Annotated in this window: 12 protein-coding genes; all 12 read left to right on the plus strand. The window is 47.2% G+C overall.

The genetic code is table 11. The annotated features are described in order from the left end of the window. Positions 1–16 precede the first annotated feature (16 nt). On the plus strand, positions 17–907 hold the full coding sequence (locus PHR44_03820; protein MDD4909789.1) for a trigger factor: 891 nt from the start codon (positions 17–19) through the stop codon (positions 905–907). A gap of 42 nt (positions 908–949) precedes the next feature. Then, complete coding sequence (gene clpP / locus PHR44_03825; protein ID MDD4909790.1) at positions 950–1,558, plus strand: ATP-dependent Clp endopeptidase proteolytic subunit ClpP; 609 nt, start codon at positions 950–952, stop codon at positions 1,556–1,558. A gap of 154 nt (positions 1,559–1,712) precedes the next feature. Continuing rightward, positions 1,713–2,849: an alanine--glyoxylate aminotransferase family protein gene (locus PHR44_03830; protein ID MDD4909791.1), complete on the plus strand. Its 1,137-nt coding sequence runs from the start codon at positions 1,713–1,715 to the stop codon at positions 2,847–2,849. 145 nt (positions 2,850–2,994) lie between these two features. Beyond that, positions 2,995–4,581 carry a phosphoglycerate dehydrogenase gene (gene serA, locus PHR44_03835; GenBank protein ID MDD4909792.1) on the plus strand — a complete coding sequence of 529 codons (1,587 nt, stop codon included), beginning with the start codon at positions 2,995–2,997 and terminating at the stop codon, positions 4,579–4,581. Positions 4,582–4,589: 8 nt separating this feature from the next. After that, positions 4,590–5,744 carry a DUF1573 domain-containing protein gene (locus PHR44_03840; protein MDD4909793.1) on the plus strand — a complete coding sequence of 385 codons (1,155 nt, stop codon included), beginning with the start codon at positions 4,590–4,592 and terminating at the stop codon, positions 5,742–5,744. Positions 5,745–5,747: 3 nt separating this feature from the next. Continuing rightward, positions 5,748–7,499 carry a hypothetical protein gene (locus tag PHR44_03845; protein MDD4909794.1) on the plus strand — a complete coding sequence of 584 codons (1,752 nt, stop codon included), beginning with the start codon at positions 5,748–5,750 and terminating at the stop codon, positions 7,497–7,499. Between the two features lie 3 nt (positions 7,500–7,502). Continuing rightward, positions 7,503–8,744, plus strand: coding sequence for a homocitrate synthase (locus PHR44_03850; GenBank protein MDD4909795.1), 1,242 nt, complete (start codon positions 7,503–7,505; stop codon positions 8,742–8,744). Positions 8,745–8,755: 11 nt separating this feature from the next. Next, positions 8,756–10,027 carry an adenylosuccinate synthase gene (locus PHR44_03855; GenBank protein ID MDD4909796.1) on the plus strand — a complete coding sequence of 424 codons (1,272 nt, stop codon included), beginning with the start codon at positions 8,756–8,758 and terminating at the stop codon, positions 10,025–10,027. 123 nt (positions 10,028–10,150) lie between these two features. After that, positions 10,151–13,879 carry a cysteine peptidase family C39 domain-containing protein gene (locus PHR44_03860; GenBank protein MDD4909797.1) on the plus strand — a complete coding sequence of 1,243 codons (3,729 nt, stop codon included), beginning with the start codon at positions 10,151–10,153 and terminating at the stop codon, positions 13,877–13,879. 303 nt (positions 13,880–14,182) lie between these two features. Next, complete coding sequence (locus PHR44_03865) at positions 14,183–16,849, plus strand: hypothetical protein (GenBank protein ID MDD4909798.1); 2,667 nt, start codon at positions 14,183–14,185, stop codon at positions 16,847–16,849. Between the two features lie 107 nt (positions 16,850–16,956). After that, positions 16,957–17,634 carry an OmpA family protein gene (locus tag PHR44_03870; GenBank protein MDD4909799.1) on the plus strand — a complete coding sequence of 226 codons (678 nt, stop codon included), beginning with the start codon at positions 16,957–16,959 and terminating at the stop codon, positions 17,632–17,634. Positions 17,635–17,660: 26 nt separating this feature from the next. Beyond that, entirely contained in the window at positions 17,661–18,050 is a 390-nt protein-coding gene (locus tag PHR44_03875) for a hypothetical protein (protein ID MDD4909800.1), read from the plus strand. The last annotated feature ends 22 nt before the right edge of the window (positions 18,051–18,072 follow it).

The raw sequence follows: 18,072 nt of genomic DNA on the forward strand, positions 1-18,072 counted from the left end.
GGAAGGAGCAGCTTAAGTGAAAAAACAGATCAAGAAGATAGACGCCACAAAGATGGAAGTGCATATTGAGGCGGGCGCCGATGTGGTAGCCGGTAAATTCAACGAGGTTTACGAAAAGATCTCAAAAGAGGCGAAGGTCAAGGGTTTCAGGCCGGGCAAGGTGCCGCGCGATATCCTGGAAAAACATTATTCATCTCATGCCCATCAACAGGTAGTCAACGAGCTTGTTCCGGATCTATTGAAGAAGGCGGCGGATGAAGACAAGATTAATATAGTAAGCGTCCTCAATGTCAGCGACGTCAATTTAAGCGGCGCGAATATTTCCTTTAAGGCGGATGTTGAGGTTGAGCCGGAGGTCAAGCTCGGCGAATATAAGGGCATTAAGGTCAAATGGGAAGAAGTAAAGATCGGCAAGGATGACGTCAAAAGGTATATAGAGGCGCTGAAGGAAAAGGGCGGGCTGGAAGTCCCCGGCGAAGGGCTCGCGCGCGCTCTCGGCTACCCCAGTAATGAGCAGATGGAGGAGTCGGTGCGCATGCAGTTGTATCTTCAAAAAGAAAATCAGATAAGGTCGGGCATAGAGCAGAAGATAATAGACGAGCTTCTAAAGAGTTCTTCCTTAAGCGTCCCGCAGAGTTTATTGGCCAGGCGCCTTGATGAGCTTGCCTCCGACGCCAAGATGCAGCTTGCGATGAGGGGTTTTACCAAGGAGCAGATCGAGGGCAAGGACGAAGATTTGAAGAAGGAACTCAAGGCAAATGCCGAAACGCAGGTGAAGATATACCTTATATTCAAAAGTATAGCGCAGAAAGAGAATATAACCGTAGACAATCAGGTGACTCAGAAGGTGATGGAGTTCTTGCTTAAGGCCGCCGACTGGGATGTCCCGTCGAGGATAATAACATAACTGACTCCACACTTACGTGTGGGGAATTGGAGAGGAGGATATATGCAGGGGACACACGGACAAATTCTGGTACCAATGGTTATCGAACAGAACCCGAGGGGTTTTGAACGCGCCTACGATATCTATTCCCGCCTTCTTAAGGACAGGATAATATTCATCGGCACGATCATTGATGATAATGTGGCCAATCTTATCATAGCCCAGATGTTGTTTTTACAGATGGAGGATACAAGCAAGGAGATCAGTATATACATAAATTCTCCGGGCGGCTCGGTAACAAGCGGCCTTGCCATTTACGATACGATGCAATTTTTAAAGCCGGACGTGGCCACTTATTGCGTGGGCCAGGCCTCCAGCATGGGGGCGATGCTTCTGGCGGCGGGTGTTAAGGGCAAACGTTACGCCCTGCCCCATTCGCGCGTGATGATACATCAGCCCTGGGGAGGCGTGCAGGGCCAGGCGTCGGACATATCCATTCACGCCAAGGAGATCCTCAGCTTGAAAGATAAGATAAATCAGATACTTTCCAGCCATACGGGCCAGCCGCTGGAAAAGATCGAGAAGGATACGGATAGAGATTATTTTATGTCTTCCGATGAGGCAAAAAAATACGGCCTTATCGATGAGGTGATCACACATAAAAAGAAATGATAATTAAAACACTAAACCCTAAACACTAAACTCTAAACAAACTCAAAATACAAAACACAAAACAGCAAGTAAGTTTTGACATTTGAGTTTGGGGTTTTGGGTTTATTTAGGGTTTAGGATTTAGAGTTTAGGGTTTGGAAAGGAGAATTTATTTATGAGGAAGAGATACTTATTAACACCGGGGCCTACGCCCATTCCGCCGAACGTGCTTGAGGCCGAAGCCAGGCCGATCATACACCACAGGACTCCGCAGTTTCAGGGGATACTGAAGGAAGCGGAGGATGGCCTGAAGTATGTTTTTCAGACAAAGAACGACGTATTCATCCTTGCTTCATCAGGCACGGGCGCGATGGAGGCGGCAGTGGTTAACCTGCTTTCTGCCGGCGACAGCGCCATTACGATCGAAAGCGGAAAGTTCGGGGAAAGATGGACCGAGCTTTGCGCCGCTTACGGCGTAAACGCGCAGGTGATCAAGGTGCAGGACGGCAAGGCAGTTGAGCCGAATGTTGTCAAGGAGGCCCTTAAATCCAACCCCGGGATCAAGGCGGTGTTTTCCACGCTTTGCGAGACATCCACAGGCGTCACTAATGACATCAAGGCGCTGGGCGAGATCGTAAAAGGTACCGACGCGGTTTTAGTGGTTGACGCCATAAGCGGCCTGGGGGCGGTTGACCTCAAAACCGATGAGTGGTCGGTTGACGTCGTTGTGGCCGGTTCGCAAAAGGGGCTGATGCTTGCGCCGGGGCTGGGCTTCATCAGCGTAAGCGAGAAGGCGGGCAAGCGCGTTAAGGAAACAAAGTCCCCCCGTTATTACTTTGATTTAAATAAGGCGAAGAAGGCGCTTGATAAGACCGATACGCCTTTTACTCCGGCGATATCGCTGATCATCGCTTTGAACGAGAGCCTGAAAATGATAAAGCAGGACGGGCTGGAGGAGGTTTTCAAGAAGCACAAGCGGCTCGCGGATGCCGCCAGGGCGGCTGTCAAGGCGCTTGGCCTGGGGCTGCTTGCGCCTGATGCCGCCTCTGACGCGGTCACGGCCGTAAAGGTGCCTGCGGGCATAGAAGGAGAAAAGCTGGTCAAGACCATGCGGGATACTTACGGGGTCACCATTGCCGGAGGCCAGGGAGAATTAAAGGGGAAGATCTTCAGGATAGCCCATATGGGCTTCATAGAGGAGTTTGATATCATTGTCGGTATCGCCTGTTTGGAAAAGGTATTGAACCAGATGGGCTATAAATTTCAGTTAGGGGCCGGTGTCAGGGCGGCGCAGGAAGTCTTTTTAAAATAGTTGTCGGTAACGGTCCGGGTTACGGTCATGTATCGGTTACGTGTAACGGTTTGGGTTACGTATTTATAACGATAGACGTAACCGAATGCCGTTACCGTTACGTAGCCGTAACCCTAACCGACAGACGTAACCTAAGAGGGGAAAAATGATTAAAATACTGGTCAGCGACCCTTTATCCGAAGAGGGTTTGAAGATCTTGAGGGATGTTAAAGAATTCAAGGTCGAAGTAAAGTGTGAACTTAAGAAAGAGGAATTGCTCAAGATCATAAAGGACTACCATGCCTTGATAGTGAGGAGCGCCACTAAAGTCACGGCGGATGTTATTAAGGAGGCGTCAAACCTTAAAGTCATAGGCAGGGCAGGCGTGGGCCTGGATAACGTGGACCTGGAAGCGGCCACGAGCAAGGGCATTATCGTCATGAATACGCCGGGCGGCAATACCATTTCCACCGCCGAGCACACAGTGAGTATGATGCTCGCGCTTTCCAGGAACATACCACGCGCCAATACCTCAATGAAAGCGGGCGAATGGAAGCGCTCCAAATTCATGGGCAGCGAACTCTATGGGAAGACCTTAGGCGTAGTGGGGCTGGGCAGGATCGGTTCGGAAGTCGCAAAGCGCGCGGCGTCCTTCGGCATGAAGATAATAGCTTATGACCCGTTCCTTACGCAGAAGGTCGCCGAACAGATAGGCGTTAAGGTGGTCGAGCTTAAGGAAGTCATCAAGTCCGCCGATTACATAACCGTGCATACGCCGCTTACCGACGATACCAGGCACATGCTTTCTGATAAAGAGTTCGCGATGATGAAGAAGGGCGTTAAGGTCATAAATTGCGCCAGGGGAGGCATAATTGATGAGGCGGCCCTGGCAAAGGCGATCAAGGAAGGGAAAGTGGCGGGGGCTGCCATAGACGTATTCGAAAAGGAGCCGCCGGAGGCGTCAAACGAGCTCCTGAGGTTAGACGCGGTTGTGGCAACGCCTCATTTAGGCGCTTCCACCGAAGAGGCGCAGGTCAATGTCGCCATTGAGGTGGCAGAAGTTGTGCGCGACGCCCTTCTTGGCAAAGGCATAAGGAATGCCGCCAACTATCCCTGTATTGACGAGCAGGCCTGTAAGATCCTTGATCCCTACATCGGCCTTTCGGAAAAGATCGGGCTTCTTGCCGGCCAGTTGATCGAGGGCCGGCTCGTGGAAGTGAATATAATTTACAGCGGCGAAATAGTGCAGCTTGACTCCACGGGGCTGACCCTGGCCTTAATGAAAGGCGTATTAACCCCTATGCTGCAGGATACGGTAAATTTTATAAACGCCTTGAGCCTGTCCAGAGAAAGGGGCATTAAGGTCAGCGAATCAAAGATCTCAAAAGAGAGCGAGTTCGTTAACTTTATTTCGGTTGATATCAAGACAGACAAGCAGGTATGCAGGATCGCCGGCACCTTATCCGCCAACAGGCAGCCGCGTATCGTAAAGATAAATGAGTTTTACGTGGAGATCATTCCCGCGGGGCACCTGCTGGTCATAAATAACTGGGATAGGCCCGGCATAATCGGCAACCTGGGTACGCTTCTGGGCGAGCACAAGATAAATATAGCCGGGATGTCCTTCGGCAGGGTCAAGCAGGGAGGAGAGGCCATAACCGTGCTGAATGTTGACAGCGCCCTCCCCCAAAATGTCCTGGAGAAGATCAGAAAGGCAAAGAACATCCTTTCCGTGAAGACCATCAAATTATAGGGGAAGAGTTGAGAAAAAATATTCCAGTTATTGCCCTTTTGTTTTTTATATGGTGCGGGTATGCAAGCGCTCAGCCGGTGATGGAAGTTGAGCCGAAAGAATTTTCGCTCGGCGATCTGCGGGAAGGGAAGGTGTCCAGGCATGAATTGGCAATAAGGAACGCCGGCGACGAAGAGCTGCGCATAAACCCGATCAATGTAAGCTGCAGCTGCGTGCAGATAGTGGAACCGAAGTCATCGTTTGTTCTGCCTCCCAAACAGGAAGGCAAAGTGGTGTTTACCTTTGATACTACAGGTTTTAGAGGCGAGCAGAAGAAATATTTATTTCTCAGTTCCAACGACCCGCAAAGGCAGAATGTGAGGATGCGAATAACGGCGAATATCAAAGATTCGCCTCAAAGTTTTCTGGAGCGCTTCAAAAGCTTCACCTTCAGCGCCATTCTGGTTGCCGGCCTGGCAGACGGATTTAATCCTTGCGCCTTTACCGTGCTCGTATTTTTTGTTTCTTTTCTGGCGTTTGTGGGCTACAGGAAAAGAGAGATGGTTGCCGTAGGCGCGATGTTCATACTGGCAGTTTTTCTTACTTATCTCTTGATCGGCCTGGGCCTGTTCAAGGTCTTCATGCAGGCAGAGGTATTCGGGCTGTTTTCAAAAGTCATTTATATATTGACGGGGGCCATAGCCATAGTGCTGGCTGCCTTCAGTTTCTACGACGCGTATATCTTTAAGAAGACGAAGGACCCGGAGAGGATGAAGCTAAAACTCCCCGGCCTGATAAAAAAACAGATCCACGGGGTCATAAGGGGGGGCACGGACATACGTGATGACAGCCCCTCGTGCTTCAGGTTTTTAAAATTCCTCATACCGGCTTTTGTAAGCGGATTTTTAGTGACACTGCTTGAATCCGTCTGCACGGGCCAGTTGTATGTCCCGACCATCGCGTATATCTTCGGCATGCCGGAACTTAAGGCAAGGGCGCTGGCATACCTGTTGCTTTATAACCTTATGTTCATCCTGCCGTTGGTCGGTATATTTATTTTCGGGGTGGCAGGCGTCACTTCTTCCGATTTTGCCAAATTCGCACGCAGGCATATCTTTCTGGTCAAGGTGGTTACCGCTTTGGTATTTTTATTGTTAGGTTCGGTACTTCTAATTGTGAGGTAAGAGATGGGCGTAAGATTCAAGATTTTGACGATATCTTTAGGCCTGATATTGTTTTTGTCCTGCGTTAAGGCGCGCGCGGCGCAGGTACAGATAGTATTTACCGGCGAGGCGCATTCGGCGTTATACCCTTGCGACTGCCCCAAAGAGCCGGACGGCGGAGTTGCCAGGCGCGCCGGCGCCATAAAAGAACTAAGAAAGAAGGCGGGCGGCGTTATTCTTCTTGAGACAGGGGGGTTCTTTGCCGGAGGTATGCAGGACACATATTCTCAGAACGTTGACTTCGACAAGAACAGGACACAGGTTTATCTCAGGTCGCTTGAGCTTATGGGCTATGATGCCGTAGGCATAGGAGACGACGAATTCAATTTCGGCCCCGATTTCTTAAAAGAGGTTGTTCAGAAAAGCGGCCTGAGATTTCTTTCGGCGAATGTGGGCATAGAAAAGATAGCGCCTTACACGATCAAGGAAATAGAGGGTATGCGTTTCGGCATAATAGGGGTAACTACAATGTCCGCGAGGCAGAAGGCGGGTATTGTGGGCATAAAGGATGCCTTTAGTTCAGTCAAGCAATACGCGGCAGAGCTCAAGGCTCAGGGCGCGGACTTCATAATACTTCTTAGCCATATGGGAGAAGAGGAAGACGTGAGGCTGCTGGATGAGGTTTCCGGCATAGACATAGTCGTCGTTTCTCATTCGAGGGTTTCCAATGAGATCTACTCAAAGAGAGGCGAGGTTATTCTGGTGAGGCCGGCCTGGCAGGGGCGCCGTCTTGGAATATTAAAGCTGGAGATAAAGGATAAGAAAATCATTGATTCCAAGGCAGAGGACATGCGCCTTTCCGACCAGGTCCCCGACGATCCGGACGCCCTTTCCATATTACCCCAATGTTTTCAGGATTCGGACTGTAAAAAGGGCCAGCTTAAGGGCGCCTGCGGCAATCCCGGGACTAAAGATGCAAGCTGCAGTTTCAGCCGGCCCCTGGAGGTAAAACTGACGGTTATTAACTCTAAGCAGTGCCTGGTCTGCAATACGGAGCAGACGATCGGATTGCTCAAGTCATTACTGCCCGGCCTTGATGTGAAATACCTTGATCATAACAGCAGGGCTGCCAGGAAGATCATTTCAGAAGTTAGCGCCGATACCTTGCCCGTGTATCTTTTGGATAAGGGCGTGAAAAAGGCGGCCAGATACGGCGAGTTGAAGCCCAATCTCACGGAGAAAAAGGATTTTATCATGGTCAATCCTCAGTTTGCGGGCGTAGGTTATTTTATGAACAGAGAGAGGATCAAACCGAGATTAGACGTATTTTTGACCCTCTATGATAAGAATACCCCGAAAGTACTGGACGCGGTAAGGAAATTTAACGCGCGGGTGCATTTTCTGGCAACACAAACTCCTGCCGGTGATTTCAGCGCTCCGGGCGGCCTTGCCGAGATAGAAGAGGATTTGAGGTCTGCCTGTGTCATGAATTTGTACCCGGATAAGGCCTACGACTACCTGCGCTGCCGTTCAGCCAATATCGCCAGCTCCTGGTGGGATGACTGCGCCCGGGATATGGATCTGGAAAAGATAAGATCGTGCGCCAAGTCGGAAGACGGCAGGAAGATGTTGAAGGAAAACGTCGCTCTGAATAAGGAGCTGCAATTGATGCACGGGCCCACGTACCTCATAAATAACGTAGAGATCGCCTCTTCCGTTGAGGCGCCTCAGCCGGCTGAGTTGAAGCGGCTTATTGAAGAAAAAAATGGGAGATAGACAATGAGCAAGAAGCCGAAGATCTATATTGTTGACGTGACCAACCGCGACGGTGTCCAGACATCCCGCATATGCCTTTCAAAGCTACAGAAGACGATGATCAACATCTTTCTCAACGATATGGGTATTTTTCAATCGGAGTTTGGTTTTCCTTTCACGCGGCATGAGATAAATTACCTGAATGCCAACCTGCGTCTTGTCGAGGCAGGGCGGCTTAATAAGATCCGCCTTAGCGGCTGGCTGCGCGCTACAAAGGAGGACGTGGAAAGCGCGTTTGATTTTGTGCCCCGCCTGAAGCACGTGAATCTTTCCATATCCACCTCCGACCAGATGATAGTGCATAAGTTCAAGGGCAAGCTGGACCATAAGTCCGTGATCTCGGAGATGGCAGAGGCGGTAAAGGCGGCGAGGAAGCACAAGGTTGAGTCGGTAGGCGTGAACGCGGAGGATGCCTCCCGGACAGGGCTGGATTACCTCATAGAATTTGCCGCCGCCGCGAAAAAGGCCGGGGCAGACAGGTTGCGTTACTGCGATACGCTGGGAGCGGATTCTCCTTTGACGATCTATGAAAGGATCAAGCGTGTGGCTGAGGCAGTAAAGATGCCGGTAGAGATACATTGCCATAATGACTTAGGCATGGTGGTGGCGAATTCCGTCATGGGGGCGCTGGCCGCCAATGACGCCGGCTGCGATGCCTATATCAATACCTGTGTTAACGGTATGGGCGAACGCGCCGGCAACGCGGACCTGGTTTCTGTGATACTGGCGTTAAAATATGGCAACGGCATAAAAGACAAGTACGCATTGGATGAACACGTTGATTTAAAGCTGGCCTGGAGAATAGGCAAGTACGCCTCCTACGCGTTCGGCGTGCCTATACCCATAAACCAGCCGGGGGTGGGCGCTAACGCCTTCGCGCATGAATCAGGCATACACGCCGACGGCGCGCTTAAAGACAGAAGAAATTACGAACTGTACGACTTTGAAGAATTAGGCAGGGGCGAGCCGGAAGTGGTCGACACCGGCAGGAAGATCACCGCCGGAGAATATTCCGGGATAAAGGGTTTTCGCAATGTTTATGATAAGCTTGAGTTGTCTTTCAAGAATGAAGAGGAGGCCACGCAGATACTGGAGTTGGTCAGGTACGCGAACGTCCATAATCAGAAGCCGCTTGTTGACGATGAGCTGAAGTTTATCGCCGCTTATCCCGATATCGCGCGGCAGATATTTACGATGGCGCCATAATAATAAAGACCATGCCAAACACAATAATCATAGGCGCGCAATGGGGAGACGAAGGCAAGGGCAAGGTTATAGATATCCTTGCCAGGGACGCTGATTTTATAGCGCGTTTTCAGGGAGGTAATAACGCCGGACATACTGTTGTTGTCGGCGACAGGGCGTTTATATTCCACCTTTTGCCTTCCGGCATACTGCACAAAAAGAAGGTCTGCGTTATAGGCAACGGGGTAGTCGTTGACCCCGCCGTGCTCAGGGATGAAATAGCGCAGCTTAAGAAAGAGGGCGTGAGCGCCGAAGGAAGATTGAAGATCTCAGAGTTGTGCCACATTATATTTCCCTATCACAGGATCCTTGATAAACTCAGGGAGGCCAAACGCAGCCATAAGATCGGCACGACCGGAAGAGGCATAGGGCCTTGTTACGCGGATAAGATCGCCAGATGCGGCATAAGGGCCGTGGACTTATTGGATCCGGCCGGGTTTAAGGCGAAACTGCGCGATAACCTGAAGGAGAAAAACGAGATCTTCAAAAAGGTCTACGGGCATCCCGGTTTTTCCTTCAATGAGATCTACCGCGAGTATGCCGGTTACGCGGGCTTATTCAGAAAGTTCATCTGTAATACTTCCCTGCTGCTTAATGAGGCCGCGCGGAGAAAAAAGAATATTTTATTCGAAGGCGCGCAGGGCGTTTTTCTGGATATTGATTTCGGCACTTATCCTTTTGTCACTTCTTCCTCTACTATAAGCGGGGGCGCCTGCGTGGGAAGCGGGGTATCGCCTCTTCTGATAGACAGGGTGATCGGAGTAACGAAGGCATATACTACCAGGGTGGGGGAGGGCCCTTTCCCTACGGAGTTCAGCGGCGACTTCCAGCGGATCATGAGGAATAAAGGCAATGAATTCGGCGCTACCACAGGCAGGCCGCGCAGGTGCGGCTGGTTTGACGCCGTAATGGTAAAGACCGCGATAATGGTAAGCGGCATACAGGACATCGCCGTTATGAAACTGGATGTTTTAAGCGGGCTTAAGACACTGAAGATCTGCACCGCGTATAAATATAAAGGGAAGGTTTTCAAGGATTTTCCTTCGGATATCAATGTTTTAAGCAAGGCAAGGCCGGTTTTCAAGGAATTACCCGGATGGGATGAAGATATAACCGGCATAAGGTCCTTCGCCAAATTGCCTGCCGCGGCAAGGGATTATATAAGTAGATTGCGTGAATTATCGGGCGTGGATATCTCCATCGTCTCTGTCGGTTCCAAGAGAGACGATACGATATTCATATAATTAGATTATTTTATCATGAGTAAGTCGCTCTGCATGAAATCCCGCCACCTAATAATTATAGGTATATCACTCTTTTTGAATGCGAGTTATGTTTGTTATGCTAGAAATGACGAAAGCCAAGATTTGAAATTATTTCAATCAGCCCTGCATGACCAAAAAGACCTTAAATGGCAGGAAGGCCTCGCTAAATTCCGGCAGATTGCAGCATTCTATCCACAGACTCAAACCGCTCAAAAAGCCCATATTGAAATCGGGAAATTCTATAAATACAATCGTAACTGGCAAAGGGCCATTGACGAATACCGTCAGGCCATAGCCATTGATCCTTATTCCCGCCCGGCCCACGATGCCAGGACTGCCGAAGCCGCGACATATTATTTTCGTCAAGATTTCCCACGGGCCCTGGAGCTCTTTGAAGCAGTGCTTTTAGAAACGAAGGATTGGGACCAGATAAAATACTGTTCATACTGGATAAAGGAAATAAGGCGTAGAATGTCTTTTGCGCCTGAGGAGTCGTTTTCTTGCGGCCCTGAGAGCCTGAAGATTGCGTTCAGGATTTTAGGGATTGATTTTTCCGATAAGGAATTGAGCAGGGCATTTACTTATAAAGAGGGCAAATCTGTTTCAATCTCTGATCTATCCAGTGTTGCCTCAGGAAAAGGGCTTAAGCCCAAAATAGTAAAAATAAACAGGAATGAAGTCCAAAATTTGACCGCGCCTTTTATCGCGCTTGTTGATCCGGAGCATTATGTGGTAGTTACCGGAATTGAAGATTCTCAGGTAAAATTCATTGATCCGGCTAATCAGAGCGGCTATCAATTAGAAGGCCTTGATAAATTCATCGGCGATTTTAAGGGCTATGCCCTGATTTTCTTGGAAGACTCCAGGCTTGCCAAGGCTAATTACGTAGTCCCTACTAATGAAGAAGCGCAAGAACTGAAGGGCGGAATATGTTCCTGTTGTCCTCCCGCGGCATTAGGCGGCCGGCAGAGCAATCCAAATGTAGAGTTTGACGGCAGCCCACCCTGTTCTCCGGGTATGCCTTCCTGGATGGTTAATATGATAAGCCTCAATCTTGTTGTCCAAGATATAGATTTTAGATACATCTCCAGAGGGGTGCCTGCGGAGCTCATCCGCACATATAACGGCGATGATCCGCGCGAAGGGATATTCGGCCGCTCCTGGACATTTAACTATAATGTTTCTTTGGTAGAAAACTCTGATAGTAGTATAGACATACGAAGAGGAGACGGCAGGGTGGACCATTTCACCTGGACCGGTGTCCGCTATCAGGGGCCAAATGATGTTTATGATACGCTGGCTAAGAATGCCGATGGGACATATACGTTAAAGATTAAGAGAGATAAAACCATACAGGATTTTGATGCCTGGGGCCGGCTCATTGATATTAAGGACCGTAACGATAACGCTATAACATTTACCTATAATAGCGAAGCCAATCTTATTCGTATTACCGACCCTAATGGCAAGAACACGGTTCTATCTTACGGTGCGAATAGGAAAGTTTCTCGTATAACCCTGCCTGATGGACGATATGCAAGATTTATTTATGATACCAATAACAATTTGATTCAAACTGTGGATATGAAGGGCGCTACTTCAAGCTATACCTATGATAGCGCCAGTTACATTACCGCTATAACCACACCGCATCGCGGTATGACCGCTATTGAGTATGGAGTAGGCAGTTATGGTGAGGACCCAAGCGGTAGATCGCACTATTATGTTAAATCCATCACCGATGATGCAGGGAATAAGAGGAGATATGCAATCGATGAATGGCATCATCAGACAGGCGTCCTGGATAGCCGTAATAATACAATGCTATATGAAGATAATCTTTCGGGATATACAAGCGCCATAACGACGCCCTCCGGGAATAAAATAACTTTTATATATGACTATTACGGTAACCGGGAGAAAATTATAGATGCTTCCGGCAATGTAACCGTTTTGGCCTATGATTCAAGGGGCAATACTATTTCTATAACCGATACCCTGAATAATAAACTTACCCTTGACTACGATACCAATGATAATCTTATCCAAGCCGCCGATCCCAAAGGAGGTATCTATAATTTTAATTATGACGGCAAGGGCAACCTTATTTCTGTCAGGGATCCGGAGAATCAGATAACAGGTTTTGCCTATAATAATTTTGGGCAGATAAATCGTATTGTTGATGCAAACGGGGGAACAACGGACTTTGAATATGATACGTCAGGTAATCTTATTAACGTTACCAACCCTTCAGGCAGGAAGACCGTTTATAAATATGATACATTAGGCAGAGTCAGGTCCTTATCTGACCCTGAAGGCAATACCTTTTCCTATACTTATGATGGAGTTGACCATTTGACCAGGATAGACAATCCCGATGAGGACCCGATAAAGTATTTCTACAACTGCTGTAACATTACCAGGGTTAGGGATGGACAAGGGACAATGCGTTTTACCTATGACGCCTTAGGCAGGATGAGGTCATTCAGGAACTATGATTCTAAACTCATCGCCTACGAATATGATACAGAGGGTAACCTGTCCGGCTTGATTTATCCGGATGGAAAAAAGGTCTCCTATGAATATGATAAAGACAGCCGTTTAATTAAGGTCACGGACTGGCTGGGTAACGCAACACGATATAATTACGATGCGGTAGGCAACCTCATCTCCGTTGTTTCTCCGGGTTTAATCACAACCTATAAATATGATTCTGTAAATCGGCTGATTAGGTTAGCGAATTATAACTCCAACACATTGGATATTGTTTCTATTTTTAATTTTACCCTTGACCCGCTTGGCAACCGCACCCAGGTTAAGCGCCTTCTTCCATTAAATATCCCTGATTTTAACATAGCCGATTCTAGTTACTCCTATAACAGCGATAACCAGCTCACCTCTGCCACAGGCAGGAGCTTTGAATATGATGACAATGGTAATCTCACCAGGCAGATTGCCGGCGCTGCAACCACGAATTTCACCTACAACCACGACAACCAGCTCACCCAATATACCTCTGGTTCAACTAATCTATCATATCGCTATGACTCTTTTGGCAACCGCATCCGTAAAACGCAGGGCTCGCAGGTAACCAAATACATCGTTGACCCCAATCGTTCCCTTCCCAGCGTGCTTTGCGAGACCGATGCCAAGGGAAACATCAGCGCCTACTACATCTATGGCCTTGGCCTTATCTCTAAAATCATCGGAAATAACTCCTACTTCTACCAGTATGACGGCCTTGGCTCAACTATAGCCCTCAGCGACTCAGCCGGCGCCATCAAGAACAAATACGCCTACGATGACTTCGGCAACCTTGCTACTAACTCCACAGAGACCATTGACAATCCCTTCAAGTATGTGGGCAGATTTGGCGTGATGACGGATACGCCAGATCTCTTGTATATGAAGGCGAGGTATTATATGCCCAGCGTGGGCAGGTTTATCAGCAAGGATCCGATTGGGTTAGCGGGTGGGATGAATATGTATGGGTATGTGGGTGGGAATCCGATAAATCTAATAGATCCATGGGGACTGAGACGCTGGGGGCCTCGGTGGATTGAAATATTTGTTCCCGGATATGGATTTTATGGAGGTCCTTTTAGGACTGATCCTAATTTTCAGGTAATCCCCGAAGATACCATGGATGAGTTATTTATGGAGCACGATAGAGGTTGGGCAAGCGATCAATGTAGCATTTCTAACAAGGGTCTATATTATGATCTTAAAAGTTTGCCACTTAATCCAAATAGGTGGAAGAGAAAGTCTAAGAGTATTGTATGGGCTGTAATATATAGCATGGGGGCTACGGCTTATTTCTTTTGGTTTTAGGAACTAAAATAGTTCTTCAATAGAGTAAACTAATTTTATCTGAGGGAGTTAAAATGATTAAAAAAAGGAAAATTGAAATAACGGTTACAGTAACATTTTTAACAGCCTTAGGTTTAATCTTTTTTTATGGATTCAAATATTTTGCAGGATTCAAATATGCTTCACTACTTGATCAACAAATCATTTCTATCTTAGGAATAATTTTTGTTTTATGTTTGTTATATTTTGTTTATAGGTTTTTAGAGTGGTTTATTAGAAGAATAAAATCTTTATTTAACAGATGACAAGGACCGGGATAGAAATATGTTGGAACCACTTTTGAATAAGCCCGTAGGGATAGCCGTTATTTTGAGATATTTATTTTTTCCTATATCTATAATTTTGTGTTTTTCACCCTGCGTTTTCGCAGCTCAGCCGGTAAATATTTCTGTCGAGCCATCATCCGGCACATTTGAGGTTGGTGAAACCCATTTATTCACCACAACTTACTCGGATTCCGATACAAGGAATGACATCCGTTTTGCAGAATTTCTTATTAGGGGCGCAGAGGGCTCGGTTAGATTGCTCTATGTGCCCGGAGAAAACAAGATAAGCCTGATGGGTGATAACGGTAGCTGGTCAGGGAACTATGCTCCCGGATCAAATCATACGGTTGAGAACAGATACGCAACATTGGATTGCTCAAAGACAATGGTTCACAGCAACGATCCAGACAATATCACCATTGCCTGGGCGCTAAAATTTAAAGAAACATTCTCAGGCAGGAAAGACCTCTTGCTTGCTGTAACAGAATGGCCTGTTTCAGGTAGGAATCCATTTATCGGCTGGGATAAAAAGGGAGATATTACAGTTACAGAAACATCCGCAACCAGTATCCCCATTGCTTTTGGCCAGACCCTTTTGGGTTCAATTGATGATGCGGGAGAGAAAGACGATTTTATTTTCTCCGGTATAAACGGTGATGTGATAACCTTCTTTTTTGCTAAGACGAGCGGCAACATCAGCCCTTATTTGGAACTTTACGGCCCTGATGGCGCGCTTATCGGTTCCGCCTCTGTTGATTATCCTTATAGCGGTAGATTTGATAAGACATTAACGGTTAAAGGCATATTTAAGATTGCGCTTAGAGATAAGAATAATAGAGATGTGGGTACCTACTCTTTAAGCATGCAACGTGTAAATAATCCCGGCCTTGCCAGCGCGCTTAATTTCGGCCAGCATGTCTCAGGAGCCATTGATTCCTTTGCCAAGATAGTTACCTATAAATTCTCGGCCTCTGTCAATGATAAGATCTGTATGCCCTTTAGCAGCGCCTCAGGGTCTTCAAGTTATTTTCAACCGTACCTTGAACTTTACGACTCCACCGGTAAAAAGATTGCGGATGCATATACTATGTATCCAGAATATGAGGGGCAGGTACTGTCTGCAACTATTACTGTTTCGGGGGAATTCGTACTTATAGTTAGCGACAAGGGTTTAAATAGCACAGGCACTTATGAGCTCGTTCTTCAGCGTGTCAACAATCCGGAGAATCCAACCGGTATTAGATTTGGTCAAACAATACAAGGCAGTATCGACACAGGTTCAGATATTGATGTCTTTAGTTTTAACGCTTCAGCTAATGATGTGGTATATGTGTGTTATATGAAGACTTCAGCCGCTGGAGGTAGTTTCTGGCCGTATTTTGGATTATATGATTCTACAGGCACGCCTATAGCATGGAGTGATAGTAGCGGAAAGTTTATTCATAAACTTTCCGCTACCGGCAGATTTTATCTTTTGGTTACTGATTATCGTCATTTCAGCAGCGGTACCTATGAATTTACTCTTCAGCGTGTCAACAATCCGGTGAATGCTGTTTATCTTGATTTCGGACAAACTGTTTCCGGCGCAATATCTACATTGGCCGATATTGATGTCTACAGTTTTACTGCCTCGGCCAATGATGTCGTGACTGTTCGTTTTGCCACAACCTCAACTACTTATGGGGCGTTAGAGCCAAATCTTGAACTCTACGATACAGCCGGTAATAAAATTCCAAACCTTAGTACCTATGCACGTTCAGGCTCTATTACCGGGAAATTGGATGCTTCAGGAATGTTTTATCTCTTGGTGACGGACATTTGGCAAAACGGAACCGGCACGTATGAGCTCACTATCCAGCGTATCAACAATCCTGGGAATGTAAGAGACTTGAATTATAATTCCAGTGTTGAAGATACGATAGATTCTACGGGAATTAAGATGTATAGATTTACTGCTGCTGCCGGAGATGCGGTAACCCTGTATTCTCATATTAAGACATATACTTCGATTTTTGATTTATATTTAGGGATATATGATGCCATAGGCGCGCTTCTTACTTCTTCTTCGGGGCGCCTTAAATATACCTTTACCACCGGAGGAACATTTTATCTTTTTGTCGGCAATTCTTATCTAAAGGGCGGCGGCAGATATAAACTTATCTTATTAAGCGGCGATGTTCCCTATTCATCCATAGATTTGATTGATCCGCTGGTTTCTTTATCCAGGCCGCTGACAGGAGAAGCAATTGAGAGCGGTTCAACATATACTATCAGATGGCATTCTTCAGATAATGTAGGTATAAGTTTTCAGGAAATCAGATTATCTACGGATGGCGCAGTAACCTATCCTATCGTGATTGCCTCTGGTTTATCTGCCGACACCCAATCTTATAATTGGGCTGTTCCGGCAGATTTATCCACCACCAGAGCAAGGATAAAGATAGTCGTTCAAGACGCCGCAACCAACATGGGCGAGGACGCAAATCGAGACGATTTCTTGATACTTAACGCTGTTCTGCCGGCAGGCGCCGTAGATATTAATTATGAATATGACAACCTCCATCGTCTCACCAGCACAATCTCCACAGAGAAGCCGTCTTTGGGGTATGTTTATGATAGTCTGGGGAATCGCACAGAATTAGATATAATTAGGGGGTCGCCCTGAATCCAATATTGAGCAATAAAAACGGGATATTGTTTTCTCTTGACTTAAGATTATGGCTGTGTTATAGTTAAAAATGAACTTTAATCAGCACAAGAAGGAGGCCAGGAATGAGGTTTTTTAGAAAAGGCATGGAGCTCGGTATCGTATTCATAAGTATAATTACCCTTATGGGTTGCACTATAATATTACAAAAGGGCAGGCGTTCGGATGTTGAAAAAATAGAGCGGCTGGAAGACCAGTTGGACGAACTTGCCAAGATCCGTTCTTTACTGGAGGACCGGCTCAAGCAGGAGATCAAGGATAAACAGGTAAAACTTGAGATGGCGGAAAAGGGCCTGGTGATTACCTTTGTTGCCGATATATTGTTTGATTCCGGTAAGGCAAAACTTCGGCAGGAGTCATACCCCGTGCTTAATAAGGTGGCTACGGTATTAGAGGAGAACGTTCCGGAGAATAACATCGGCATTGAAGGCCATACCGATAACCAACCGATAAAATATTCGGGCTGGAAATCCAACTGGGAACTTTCTACCGCGCGGGCTTTAAGCGTCCTGCATTTTCTTGTGGACGATAGAGGTATCCTCCCTGAAAGGGTATCCGCTATCGGTTATGGAGAATTCAATCCGGTTGCCTCTAACGATATCAAAGAAGGCAGGCAGGCAAACAGGCGCGTAGAGATAGTCATCCTTCCAAAGGTTACGAAGGTCAGTGCCCCGGCAGCTAAATCCGGCGGCGCTAAGGCAAAACAGGAAGAGATGCTTGAGCCGCAGGAAAACCTGAAATAGCCCTGACGCAATTCCGGGAGATGAGAATGATGGAGGAAAGGACCAAAAACAGGGTTATCCTGACTTTAGGTATTATTGCGGTATTCTTGTTCATATTTATGTTGAGTACCTGTAATAGCAGCAGGGCCCAGAGGAATATAGCCCAGAGAGAAATGGCTGACAGGATACAGCTTGAAGAGAGCATGGATAAGCTGATGAAAGAAAAGGCCGCGCTTGAGGAAGAATTGCTTGCCAGGGAAGAAGCGCTTACGAAAGAGAAGAACGCGCACGGCAAGACCATGGATGAGTTGAGCGGGCTGCGGGCATCGTATGAAAAGATAGGCCTGGAGCTGGAAAAGACAGTCCGGCTCAAAGAAGCGCTGGAAAATGATCTAAAAGACGCGCTTATGAATAGTACGCGTTCAATGAAGAGATAAAGAATAACTTTGACCAGAGGAA

It is taken from the genome of Candidatus Omnitrophota bacterium (genome assembly GCA_028707125.1).
In the GTDB taxonomy this organism is placed as follows: Bacteria; Omnitrophota; Gorgyraeia; order Gygaellales; family JAQTUX01; genus JAQTUX01.